Here is a 12,290-nt window from a genome sequence, read left to right on the forward strand (position 1 = left end):
CCAAAGAATTCCTACGATGAGCTTGAAGGCCTTCTCCTGAATGCGGAAGAGGTGCTGAGAAGATTGAATATCCACTACCGCGTTTCAGCGCTTTGCACAGGGGACCTGGGGTTTTCCTCTTCAAAAACCTACGATATAGAAGTCTGGCTGCCCGGGCAGAATATTTACCGGGAGATATCTTCGTGCAGCAATTTCTCTGACTTTCAGGCGCGGCGTGCAAGAATCAGATACCGGACCAGTGCAGGCAAGATCGAGTTCGTCCACACTTTGAACGGATCTGGTCTCGCCATCGGGAGAACTGTTATGGCTGTGATGGAGAATTATCAGCAGGCTGATGGCTCAATCGGTGTGCCGGAGGCGCTCCGGCCGTACATGTACGGCCTGACGCGAATCCCCCCGGCATAAAGAGCGTTTATCCGGTGCGACTTCAGCTGACATGTTCGTAATCGTCCGAGCACGCAGTGCGGTCGTCCATCGCTTTCAGTTTTCATTAGTAGGGCTCAGTGGCGGGCTCCTTTATTATCGCTGCATCTTTGAACATCTTTTCTGTGCGCACCCACAGGTCCTTGAGATACCTGTCGTAAGCTGCCGCGTTATAGTGGGCAGGCAGACAGTCAAGCTTTTCCCGCACGGAAATGAACTCGGCTGTTTCAGTGCCCCTGGTAAAGCCCGTCTCCAGTTTTTTGAGCACGTCCGGCGGAAGCGGCGCCGGACCCGCCAGCGAGAATATCGTGTCCTTCACGAAATCGTATCCCAGTTCCTTCAACGTGGGAACATCCGGGAACGCAGGCGACCTCTTGTCTCCATGCGTTGCCAGCACTCTAACCATTCCCTGCTTGCCAAAGGGGACGAACTCCGCCCCGGCAGAACACGCGTCCACATGTCCGCCCATCAGCGCCATCCTCGCAGCGGCAGCCGATTTATACGGCACGTGCACCCACTGTATGCCATCCCTGGCGGCAATATATTCCATGGCGAGGTGCATGCCGGTTCCCACACCTGAGGAACTGTACTTTATCTTGCGTGGATTCTTCTTGGCGTAGTCTACGAATTCCTGAAAGTTTCTCCATGGCGCATCAGGCTTCACGATCAACGCAGTGTACGGGGCCGCAGCGAAGCCCAGTATCTGGGTAAAGCTCTTGAGCGGCTTGAAGGGAACTTTTTGCATCATAGGCGTATACACGAAAGAATCGCTGTTTCCGGCCCATATGGTGTAGCCATCAGGCCTGGCAGCCGACAGCACTCCCAGCGCCACAGTCCCGCCGCCGCCGCCTTTATTCTCATAAACAAAGCGGCTATTCAGGTACTTCTCCGCGCCTATCCCGGCGGCCCGCGCAAGGATATCAGTCGTGCTGCCCGCGTCAAACGAAACCATAATAGTGATCGGTTTCTCCGGAAACTCGGACTTCGCCTGAGTGGCCACGAGCAGCATAGCCACACACACGAGTAGCGAGACTCCTGTTTGCTTTAGGCTGGCAATGCGTTTTGCGTTCATAACACTCCCCCGTTTGTTGGAGCCACGATTCTGATGTTCGAACATTGCGCACGGTTTGTCAAGCGCTTTGAGCACACCGGCCCGCCGTACGACCGGCCTGGCGCATGCTTGTCTCGGGAGACTTATTGACCGTGAGTGAGATAGGCGCCGACGAAGACGCGGGCCTTAAAGAATCAAGCCGCCCTTTTTCTCCAGATATAGACGAGAGGGCTCGCTACAAAGATCGATGAGTACGTGCCTACAAGAACGCCGATGAAGAGAGCGAGAGAAAAATCGAAGAGCACCTCGCCGCCGAGCACGAGAAGCGCTGCAAGCACGAGCAACACGGTGAGAGATGTGATCAGCGTTCTGCTCAACACCTCGTTGATGCTCCTGTTGATCACGCCGCCAAACTCGTCTCTCGATCGCATCTTGCCCATGTTTTCCCTTATACGGTCGAAGACAACAACCGTATCGGTGAGGGAGTAACCGGCTATAGTCAAAAGCGCCGTGATAAAGAGAATATTCATCTCGAGATGGAGCAGGTAAAAAATGCCGAGCATTGCGAGTACATCATGAAAAGTCGCTATGGTGGCTGCAACACCGAATATAAATGTGAAGCGCCACCAGATATAGGCAACAATGCAGAGCATGGCCAGAACAATAGCGATGACCGCGTCCTTTTTCAGCTCCTTGCCCACGCTCGCTCCAACCATGTTGGCGGAAAGAATCTCAAATTTCTTGTCCTTGAACGAGCCCGAAAGCACCTTCCCGATCTTGTCCTGCACTTTTTCCTGGCCCACGTCCGACAGTTTCGTCTTTATCAAGAAGTCCCGGGTGCCTGTCACTTCCTGGATCTGCACGTCGTTGATGCCTCCCTGAAGCAGCGCCACCCGCAGATCGTGTATGGGTACCTGGGCACTGAAGCGGACCTGCAGAGCCGTGCCTCCGGTAAAATCAACTGACTCGTTTGCCTTGCCGAGAAGCACCATCACAAACGCAAGAAGCCCAAGCCCGACCAGGACAAATGAAAGGATAAACGCCTTATTTCTAAGCCCTATAAAATCTATGTTCGTCTTCTTGACGATCTCGATGAAGGCCATCAGATACTTAAACTCCTCGGCTTATATTTCTGCAAGATCCAGTCAAAGATAACCTTGGACCCGAAAACCGCAGTAAAAAGGTTGATCACGATACCTATACTCAGAGTGACGGCAAAACCCTTGATCGGGCCGGTGCCGAACATGAAAAGAATGAAGGTGGTGATCAACGTGGTGATATGTGCATCAAAAATGGTCACCCATGCCTTTGAATAGCCGCCGTCGATGGCAGCCCTCACGGTCTTGCCGAGCCGCAACTCTTCCCGTATCCTCTCGAATATGAGGACGTTGGTATCGACACCTATTCCCATCGTGAGTATGATGCCGGCAATGCCGGGAAGCGTCATCGTTGCCCTCAGCGCGGCAAAAGCGCCGAGGAGGTATATCATGTTTATGAAGAGGGCGATATCAGCAACGACGCCAGAGGCCTTGTAGTAGAAAATCATGAAGACAATAATGAGCAGAGCACCAAGAATAGCTGCATATACGCCCCGCCGGATCGAGTCTTGGCCTAATGCCGGACCTATGGTGATATTCTGTATGACCTTCACAGGCGCAGGCAGAGCGCCGGCCCGCAGCACAATGGCAAGGTCGGATGCTTCATCCATGGTAAAACTGCCGGTGATGGATGCTTTCCCGCCTGATATACGCTCCCTGATGACGGGCGCTGAATAGACGGTGTTGTCGAGCACGATGGCCAGCCTCTTGCCGACGTTTGCACCGGTTATCTGGTCGAAGAGCCTGGAGCCTTCGCTGCTGAACTCGATTGCGACGTAGGGTTCACCAGCTACTTCTCCGCCGATCCTCACCCTGGCATCGGTGAGTAGGTCGCCCGTCAGCAGGCTCTGTTTCTTTACCAGGATTTGAGACGTGGAGGTGACACCTGTTTCCCGGTTCCGCGCTTTCATCGGCAATACTTCGTCGCCCTCGGGAACTACCTTTGTAGCTTCGTACTTCGCAGCATTATCCTCGTCTACCAACTTGAATTCAAGCTGCGCAGTCCTGCCTATCAGTTCCAACGCCCGGTCAGGGTCCTTCACTCCCGGAAGCTGGACAAGAATTCTGTCATCTCCTTGCTGCACAATGATCGGTTCTGAGACACCGAACTGATCGATCCTGTTGCGGATGGTCTCTAAAGCCTGGCGGACCGCATTTTCCTTCAGCTGCGCAACCTCTTTTTCGACCATACTGAGATCGACGGTGAGCACATCACCTTCAGTCCTGCTTCCGGCAACTTTCAGATCAGGATACTCCTTGCCCAAAAGGTTGTAGAGCTTGTCCTTCTGGTCTGCCTTTATTGCTATGGAAATTGTGTCGCCCCTTCTCTCAAGATTCAGAAAACGCACACCGTCACGAATCATGGAATCTTTGAGCCCGTTAAACTTGCGGTCAGTCAGATTCTCCATCATCTTGCTCGTGTCCATGGCCAGAAGCAGGTGCATGCCGCCCTTGAGATCAAGGCCCAAGCGTATCTTATCGCTGGGAAGGTAGCGCTTCCACGCCCCTTTCAACTCAACGAAATTGGGCAGGAGAAACACTGCGAAGATGACGAGAAACACCAAAACGAGAATGGCTCTAAATTTGAGCGACTTGAGCACCTGTTCCCTCAATAAACGATGTCACGCGGATAAAGCGCGCAAAAACGTAAGAAATTATAATCATCGCGCCTAATTGTCAAGTAAATTCTCAAAAATGCCTGTGTCAGGGGCTCGCGCCGGGTCGCACGTGCGGCAAATTTAACTCCTGCCGCCCAACGCGGGTCTACCAGCAACCACAGGCGTGCAATTTAAAATTGATTTTTTTCCACAAACCCATTATGCTTACACCGATGCGACCAGCCATCTCACAAGATCTGTGCGAAAATTGCGGCGAATGTATCGATATCTGTCCCTACGATGTCTTCGGTGATCTTGAAGGGCTGGTTGCGGTACTGAATCCGCAGGAGTGCATCGAGTGCACGGCCTGTATCGATACATGCCCGCAAAAAGCTATTTCGATGGATAACTGATGGAACCAAAAGCCCTGCTGGACGAAAAGGCGATAGAACGGAGCATCCTGAGGATCACGCACCAGATTCTGGAAAAAAACAGCGGTTCGGGAAACTTGAGCCTCGTCGGCATCAGGACTAGAGGGATCTTTCTCGCCAAAAGGATTCAGGAGCAGATACGCGCTATCGAAAACAAAGAGGTTCCGGTCGGTGTACTTGACATCACCATGTACCGTGACGATGTCTTCAAACTCAAAACCCCGGAAGTAAAAAAGACGGAAATTCCATTTGACGTAAACAACATCACGCTCGTGCTCGTGGACGATGTGATGCACACAGGAAGGACAACCAGGGCAGCAATAGATGCAATCATGGACCTGGGGCGCCCCAAGAGGATACAGCTTGCTGTACTTGTCGACAGGGGCTCTCGGGAGATGCCCATACATCCGGACTACCGGGGCATATTTTACCCTGCGACGCCTGACCAGGAAATTTTTGTGAAGCTCCATGAGATAGACGGTGTGGACGAGGTAATACTAACGCAAGCCGCATGAGCTGGCCATACAAAGATCTGCTGGGTATCAGAGAACTTTCGAGGGAAGAAATCCTTCTCATCCTCGATACGGCTGAGTCTTTCAAAGAAATATCACGCCGCGATATCAAAAAGGTCCCGACTCTCCGAGGGAAAACAGTCATTACTGCGTTCTACGAACCGAGCACAAGGACGCGGGTCTCCTTTGAGATAGCGGCCAAGCGCCTGAGCGCAGACACGATCTCCATCTCCGGAACGACGAGCAGCGCCGTCAAGGGCGAAACGCTGAAGGACACGGGCAAGAACCTCGAATCCATGAGGCCTGATGTGATTGTCATCAGGCACAGCATGCCGGGCGCACCCCACATCCTTGCGCAGACTCTCTCGTCAAGCATTATAAACGGTGGCGACGGAGCTCACGAACATCCCACGCAGGCCCTCCTTGATTTTTTCACCATGCGGGAAAAGAAAGGAACCCTGGACGGGCTCAAGGTAGCCATTGTCGGCGACATAGCCCACAGCCGGGTGGCCCGGTCGAATATTTTTGCGATGAAGAAATTTGATATGGATGTTACCTGCTGCGGCCCGCCCACTATGCTTCCGCCTTTTCTCGAAGACCTGGGAGTGAACGTCGAGTACAGACTCGATAAGGCACTTGCTGACAAGGATGTCATTATGATGCTTCGCATCCAGAAGGAGCGGGGGGGCGTTTCTGTCATACCCTCTGTTAAAGAATACGCAATGCTTTACTGTCTGAAGCAAGAGCACATTGAACGCGCAAAGGAGGATGTGATCATTATGCACCCGGGCCCCATGAACCGGGGCATTGAAATCAGCGATGCGGTGGCAGATGGCCCATATTCGGTCATACTCGACCAGGTAGAAAACGGAGTGGCTGTCAGAATGGCTATTCTTTTCCTTCTCCTCGGGGGCGAGAGTTGAAAACCCTCATCAAGAACGGCCGCCTCATTGATCCGGCGAGTGAACGCGACGAAAAGGTTGATATCCTCGTCAACGGAAGCCTCGTAGAGAAGATCGCGAGCCACATTGCAGGTGCGGTTGAGGAGAGCCACACCATAGACGCAACCGGCTTGGTCGTGGCGCCAGGCCTGATAGACATGCATGTGCACCTGAGAGAGCCCGGCTACGAATACAAGGAGACGATCCGGACGGGCAGCGAAGCAGCAGTTCGGGGCGGCTTTACCACGGTCGTCTGTATGGCCAATACAGACCCTGTGAACGACAACCGAAGCGTCTCAGAGTTTATCAAGAGGCGTGCCCAGGCAGAGGCGCTCTGTCGCGTCTTTCCCTGCGGAGCGATCACTAGAGGCTTGAAAGGAGATGAGCTTTCTCAGATCGGGGAGATGTTTGAAGCAGGCGTAGTGGCGCTCTCTGACGACGGCAAGACGGTCAAGAACGCAGGGCTCCTCCTCAAGGCGATGGAGTACGCCAAGCGTTTCGGGTTACCCATAGTCTCTCATTGCGAGGACGAGAGCCTGGCGCATGGGGTTGTTCATGAGGGACGGGCCTCACTTATTTCCGGGCTGGACGCGACACCTGCCCTCGCAGAGGAGATAATCGCCCTTCGGGATATCATGCTCGCCAAATATGTAGATGCACCGATCCACATCACCCATGCCTCGTCGGGCGGCACTGTAAGGATCGTGCGAGACGAAAAGACAAGGTACGGCAAGTTGACCGCAGACACCTGTCCTCACTACTTCACGCTTTCCGATGAAGACACGCTTACGTACGATACCAACACCAAGGTGAACCCGCCGCTCCGGTCCCGCGACGACGTAACTGCTGTCAAAGAGGGGTTAAAGGACGGCTCTATAGATATTATCGCTACCGACCACGCCCCGCACGATTATCCCTCTAAAGATGTAGAATTCAATCTCGCCTCCTTCGGTATTGTAGGGCTGGAGACAGGCTTTGCCCTTTCTCTTTCGCTGGTGCACGAAAGTGTTCTCTCACTCAAAGAACTGTTGAGGAAGTTTACCCAGAATCCAGCGCGCCTTCTCATGTTGCCTTACGGAACTCTACACGAAGGTTCAAATGCTGATCTGATCGTCTTCGATCCCAACGCAGAATGGGTCGTCGACAAAAGTCTGTTCGCATCAAAAGGAAAGAATACACCCTTCCACGGGCGGAAGCTGAGGGGCAAGAATCTGCTCACTATAGTGGATGGGAAGGTCGTCTATCGCGACCCCTCTTTCTGATAGTAATTCGCCTTCAAGTGCATACCTTCGTTGTCGCTATGTCGCTTTTCCTCGACGTACTATAGTACGCCTCCGGTAATCTCCTCGCTGCCGCCTCGGTCTACGGCTTGAATGCGAATTACTATGCGGCGTTTGCCCTTGTCTGTCTTGTCTATGCTCTTATTCGGCCCCTTCATGAACTTTGTTCTTCTTTGCATGAACTAATTAAGTCCGTGCTGCTTCGACCGATATACTTAGGTAGACGCTAGAGACGAGGAGGCCGTACCATGGTTTATGATTTGTCAGCGTGGCGTTCATCACGAAATAAATCAACACAAGAAACGCTGCAGTACAAGCAATGGGGCGCGCTGCACCTGGAAGAGCTCTTTTCAGTCCTCAAGGCGGTTGAGCAAGGCAGAGGGAGTGTTACGGTGGATACTTCCGGGATCACAATAACTGGCGGGTACGGAGTCGAGATAATAATCCATGACGACGGAACCGTCAGCCTCGGGGATGGAACCTGTTCCGTGGGTGAAAAGGTTCATTTTATAGGCAATAACTGCTTTAGCCTTCTCGACGGACCGACGCTATTGCGATTTCTAGGTCTTCTCTTGCTGTCCATAGCAGATGGTACAGGCTTTGTCGAATGGTCTGCGGGATTCGGAATACTCTATTCAGACACATATAGATGTTGGGCTGTCTTTTCGAGTGATGGCGAGGTGGAATTCAACGGCCTGTCACTGACAGGTCAAGGCTAAACGGAACCTATAGACAACCTTGTTCGTCACACCCCGCGTCTGACAAAGTAGTCTCGCGCCGCGGTCACGTCCCGCCCTATTTGCTTTCGCAGTTCCTCAGCGTTCTCGAAACGGACCTCTTCTCTCAGTTTCATGCGAAAGAAAAGACGTACATCGTTGCCGTAGAGATCACCTTCATAATCCAATAAGAAGGTCTCTATTGTGCGCTGTCGCCCGCCGAACGTCGGGTTGTAGCCAATATTGGTCACGGAGTGGAACAGTTTTCCATCCAGGGCTACTTCGCTCACATACACCCCATTTGGCGGGATAAGATCAAAGTCTGTTCTTAAATTGATGGTGGGAAAACCAAGGGCCCGTCCCCTGCTCTCTCCGTGAACAACGTTTCCGTGAAGCATATAGGGTCGGCCGAGGAGCTGACTGGCCTTTTCTATTTCTCCGCTTTGCAAAAGTTTCCTGATCTTGTTGCTCCCCACCTTTTCGCCGCCTATGGTCACCGGGCTCACCACCTCCAGAAAAAAGCCGTAGGCGTCCGCGTACTTTTTCATTCCCTCTATATCACCGCGCCCTCCTTTACCGAACTTGAAGTCATACCCGACCACAAGACCCTTTATGCCCAGCTTGCCGATGAGGATCTCTTTCACATATACTTCCGGCGTGATCTGGCTGAATTCCTCGGTAAAAGGGACAATCACGAGAACTTCTATGCCGGCCTCTTCAATCAACCTCTTCTTTTCTGCTGGAGGTGTAATGCAGGGAAGTTCCTTATCCGGCCTGAGGACGTGGAGAGGATGTGGGTAAAAGGTCATGAGCATCGGCGTTCCGTTGATCTCGCGAGCCTTGCCTTTGGTGATTTCGATGATCGTTCTATGGCCGATGTGCACGCCGTCATAATTCCCTATAGTCAGCACAGGGTTCGGGGACTTCAACGTAATGTCGAGCGTTTCAAAGAGCTGCATACTCACCTCTTGACAGAAAGACCGTTTCTCTATAACCTACAGTGTAATGCCGAAGTGGCGGAAGTGGCAGACGCGCTAGGTTCAGGGTCTAGTAGGCGATAGCCTGTGCGGGTTCAAGTCCCGCCTTCGGCATTTAAGTAACAGATACTATAGCATTTTTCCCCACTCCACGTGTAGTAGCTCCCCCCTCCAGCCTTGCACTGCGGAAAAACAGGTATTACTAATATCTTAGATCGAAGACTACTGCATAAGGAGGATACCATGCGAGGTTTGAGCTATCTCCGCAGTCGACGCAGGCAGCAACATTTCGGAGGAGAGAATGTGGCGAGTTATTCTGAAGACTATCCTTCTTACAGGCACGTTCAGACCAGTAACGCAGTCCAGCCGGAGGAACAGCACTTCGGCGGGGGTTATTGGACCTTTTCGGGTGATGAACAGAAGGATCTCTATGGCGAGACGAGACCCGGACCGTATGCAGGTGTCGGGCCGAAAGGCTACGCCCGCTCAGATGCACGTATTCTCGAGGATGTGTCAGAGCGTCTGATGGAAAACGGGCACGTCGATGCGAGTGACATCGAAGTCGAGGTGTGCGCCGGAGAGGTGATCCTGAAGGGTTCTGTGGCCGACCGCCAGATGAAGAGACTTGCTGAGGATGTAGCTGCATCAGCACTCGGCGTCAAGGATGTGCAGAACCAGCTGCGGCTCAAAGAATAGGCCTCCTGAGTCTACGAGAACACGAGAAATCGAACGCGGTGTAGCCGTACGCTCTATGTTTTCGTATACAGAGATGGTATACTATACGCTCCATGGACTCATCGGAACGCATGAAGCGGGAGGAGCGCGTCAAGCGCGAAAAGAAGATGGGCATACTGCTCATTTTCATCGCTGTTTGCATTCCGTTGATTGTACTTCCCTTCCTGTCGGGCTCTTCAAAGGATAAAGGCATTGTCGATTACGTGTACAAGGCGGGCATAGCAATAAAGAAGGAGCAGCCCGGTGGCGACGAAAGCCCGTCACCTATCACTCCCGGCAAGACGGAGGAGAAAATCAAGTTTTCAAGACTCGTCCCGAAGCGGATACCCTTCCGTTTCTTTCTCGCCGCAACGCTCATCTTACTCTACATGGGCATCATCAGAATCGACAGGTCGAGGCGCAGGGCAAGAGGCGAGTTCGATAACATTAGGCCTGAGGATAGCCCACCACCCGTGAACCCCGAGTTCTGATCCATATCCTGTGGCTCGCGTCGCCCCCCAGCGGCAAAGCCGCATGTAGCCTCTCCTCCACCCTCCAGCCGCTTCGCGGCTGCGGGGTACCCAGGGTCGGCCGTGCTCGCTAGATAGATTCCTTACAGGCGGCGCCGAGTAGCAAAGGACCATGCTTTCAAGCGTGGGTGAATAGATTCGCTGTTCGCGAGAGCACGTGATGTGAGTACCGCGGGCTTGCCCGTGGGAATCTATTGCATCGCAATTAAAGAGCCCCTTCCGCTCGGGGAAGGGGCTCTTTCAGTTTCAAGCTCTGGTGGGATTCTCGTCCCCGGTTACATCTACGCCTTAGCTCCTTTTTCCGGGAAGTACTTTTTCATAAGTATGCCGTTGAGATTGAGCAGGAGCCACAGGATAATAAGGACCATAAAGACACCTGCGAACCGGATGAGGAGCGTGCTGAAGATCCAGGTGAAGTTATCTCTGACGATCTTAATAACCGTCTTGCCTCCTCCGCCCTTCTGGATGCCTATGGAATGCCAGGGCGCGGCACCCTGATCCTCTATGTACATCTGGTCCTTCCAATCGCGGAACTTTGCCCAGTTCACATGCGCATAATTCGGGTCCTTGTAGTCCTTGAGCGCATCCTGGTACCAGGCGAGTACAGCTTCGTAGGGCTTGTCGATTTCGTAGTAGGCGGAAGTACCTTCGCTGCTCGTCAATTTGGCGCCGGGCATGACGGGTGCAGTCCAGGGGGGCTGCCCGCCACCGAATGCGTAGGAGGTAACAGGCGAGAAGGCTAATCCAGCCAAAACCATCAAAGCTATCGCATATAGTAGAGTTTTCATAGCTCGCACCTCCCCATCACTCAAACATCGATATGAGCATGCCTGCAGCAGCCGGTGAGCCGATGGAACCGGCAAGACACGCGGCCATGGCGTGCATGAGCAGGTAGTTCTTTTTGTCATACTGCTGTCCGATAACCTGTGAGAGCCTCGGCGACATCGGGAGGGCTGAAACCCCTGAGTTCCCGATGAGAGGATTGATCTTTTCTTTCACGATCATGTTCATCACTTTCACGGTCAGGATACCGCCTGCCGTGCAGACCACAAAGTCGAGGAGTCCGAGACCGAACACAAGCAGAGGCTTATAGGTGAGGAACACATGGCCCTGCATCGAGGCGCCTACACTCAAACCCAGGAAGATAGTCACGATGTCCATCAGCGGGTTAGCCGCGGTGTTCACGAGGCGCTTCACAACACCGGTAACCCTCATCAGGTTACCGAACATCAGCATGCCCATAAGGGGCATGACGGCCGGCACAAGCAGAGCAATGATGCCACCGCAGATGAGCGGAAAAAGCACTATCTCTGTTCGCGAAACTTTTCTGGTGACCTTCATCTTTATGAGCCGCTCTTTATCGCTTGTCATGGCTCGCATGATAGGAGCCTGGATGATAGGAACCATTGACATGTACGAATAAGCGGCAAGGGTATTTGCAGCAAGCAGATGAGGGGCCAGCTTTGCCGTAAGGTAGATAGTGGTCGGGCCATCAGCACCACCAATAATACCGACCGACGCAGCCTCTTTTATGCTGAAGCCGCAGAGAATGGTGCCGGTGAATGTCACGAAAACGCCAAGCTGTGCCCCCGCACCTATGAGAAGCATCTTCGGGTTCGAAATCATCGGCTCAAAATCCGTCATCGCTCCAAGCCCCAAGAAGATGAGACAAGGAATTACCTCCCACAAGATGCCGTATTTGTAGAAGAACTGGAGCAGCTGGGGATGACCCTCCTGATAGCCGAATAGAGGGGTATTCGGAAAATTCACCAGGAATATGCCAAAACCAATGGGCAACAGCAGTAGGGGCTCAAAGTCTTTGACGATAGCCATATAGAGAAAAAAGCACCCTATTGCCCACATCACGACATGCTGCCATGTCATCGTTGGAAAACCTGTGGTCTGGAGCGTACCGACAAGCAAGTCCCAAATCTCGTTCCAACTCATCACGACCTCCTTATGAAAGTGTGTATTCTCAAAGGCTCACCGAGCCGGAACGAACAGAACACCCGCAATCCGT

Annotated in this window: 13 protein-coding genes and 1 tRNA gene; 8 read left to right on the top strand and 6 right to left on the bottom strand. The window is 52.9% G+C overall.

The genetic code is table 11. From position 1 onward, the window contains the following. Nucleotides 1–405, top strand: a 405-nt coding sequence (locus tag VMT71_06650) for an aminoacyl--tRNA ligase-related protein (protein ID HVN23632.1), incomplete at its 5' end; no start/stop codon positions are given. 85 nt (nt 406–490) lie between these two features. Here the strand turns inward: VMT71_06650 and VMT71_06655 are convergent. The 3 genes from VMT71_06655 to secD form a co-directional block, all read right to left on the bottom strand. Beyond that, on the bottom strand, nt 491–1,495 hold the full coding sequence (locus VMT71_06655; GenBank protein ID HVN23633.1) for a tripartite tricarboxylate transporter substrate binding protein: 1,005 nt from the start codon (nt 1,493–1,495) through the stop codon (nt 491–493). A 173-nt stretch (nt 1,496–1,668) separates the two neighbouring features. Then, nucleotides 1,669–2,577, bottom strand: a complete 909-nt coding sequence (gene secF / locus VMT71_06660; protein HVN23634.1) for a protein translocase subunit SecF — start codon at nt 2,575–2,577, stop codon at nt 1,669–1,671. Next, nucleotides 2,577–4,172 (bottom strand): protein translocase subunit SecD, encoded by a 1,596-nt coding sequence (gene secD, locus VMT71_06665; protein HVN23635.1) that lies wholly within the window; start codon nt 4,170–4,172, stop codon nt 2,577–2,579. The genes secF and secD overlap by 1 nt, the downstream gene beginning before the upstream one ends. A gap of 409 nt (nt 4,173–4,581) precedes the next feature. On the opposite strand from secD, the gene pyrR reads away from it, so the two are divergent. The 4 genes from pyrR to VMT71_06685 all read left to right on the top strand — a co-directional run bounded on the left by pyrR (nt 4,582) and on the right by VMT71_06685 (nt 8,052). Further along, entirely contained in the window at nt 4,582–5,115 is a 534-nt protein-coding gene (gene pyrR, locus VMT71_06670; GenBank protein ID HVN23636.1) for a bifunctional pyr operon transcriptional regulator/uracil phosphoribosyltransferase PyrR, read from the top strand. Beyond that, complete coding sequence (locus tag VMT71_06675; protein ID HVN23637.1) at nt 5,112–6,035, top strand: aspartate carbamoyltransferase catalytic subunit; 924 nt, start codon at nt 5,112–5,114, stop codon at nt 6,033–6,035. Before pyrR ends, VMT71_06675 begins: the two co-directional genes overlap by 4 nt. Continuing rightward, nucleotides 6,032–7,315, top strand: coding sequence for a dihydroorotase (locus VMT71_06680; protein HVN23638.1), 1,284 nt, complete (start codon nt 6,032–6,034; stop codon nt 7,313–7,315). The genes VMT71_06675 and VMT71_06680 overlap by 4 nt, the downstream gene beginning before the upstream one ends. Before the next feature lie 266 nt (nt 7,316–7,581). Further along, the gene (locus VMT71_06685) at nt 7,582–8,052 is read left to right on the top strand and encodes a hypothetical protein (protein ID HVN23639.1); all 471 of its coding nucleotides are present in this window, start codon (nt 7,582–7,584) and stop codon (nt 8,050–8,052) included. Nucleotides 8,053–8,078: 26 nt separating this feature from the next. Here VMT71_06685 and VMT71_06690 read toward each other — a convergent pair whose 3' ends face one another. Beyond that, entirely contained in the window at nt 8,079–9,008 is a 930-nt protein-coding gene (locus tag VMT71_06690) for a bifunctional riboflavin kinase/FAD synthetase (GenBank protein ID HVN23640.1), read from the bottom strand. Between the two features lie 48 nt (nt 9,009–9,056). Here VMT71_06690 and VMT71_06695 point away from each other — a divergent pair. From VMT71_06695 to VMT71_06705, 3 genes are all read left to right on the top strand, one after another. Then, nucleotides 9,057–9,140: transfer RNA gene (locus VMT71_06695), tRNA-Leu, on the top strand. A gap of 129 nt (nt 9,141–9,269) precedes the next feature. Continuing rightward, the gene (locus tag VMT71_06700; protein HVN23641.1) at nt 9,270–9,722 is read left to right on the top strand and encodes a BON domain-containing protein; all 453 of its coding nucleotides are present in this window, start codon (nt 9,270–9,272) and stop codon (nt 9,720–9,722) included. 110 nt (nt 9,723–9,832) lie between these two features. Beyond that, on the top strand, nt 9,833–10,231 hold the full coding sequence (locus VMT71_06705) for a hypothetical protein (GenBank protein ID HVN23642.1): 399 nt from the start codon (nt 9,833–9,835) through the stop codon (nt 10,229–10,231). A gap of 320 nt (nt 10,232–10,551) precedes the next feature. Here the strand turns inward: VMT71_06705 and VMT71_06710 are convergent, their stop codons facing one another. Further along, a complete protein-coding gene (locus VMT71_06710) occupies nt 10,552–11,058 on the bottom strand; it encodes a hypothetical protein (protein HVN23643.1) in 507 nt (168 codons plus the stop codon). Between the two features lie 16 nt (nt 11,059–11,074). Beyond that, complete coding sequence (locus VMT71_06715; GenBank protein ID HVN23644.1) at nt 11,075–12,217, bottom strand: sodium ion-translocating decarboxylase subunit beta; 1,143 nt, start codon at nt 12,215–12,217, stop codon at nt 11,075–11,077. Nucleotides 12,218–12,290: the final 73 nt, after the last annotated feature.

The sequence above is a fragment of the Syntrophorhabdales bacterium genome (genome assembly GCA_035541455.1).
In the GTDB taxonomy this organism is placed as follows: Bacteria; Desulfobacterota; Syntrophorhabdia; order Syntrophorhabdales; family WCHB1-27; genus JADGQN01.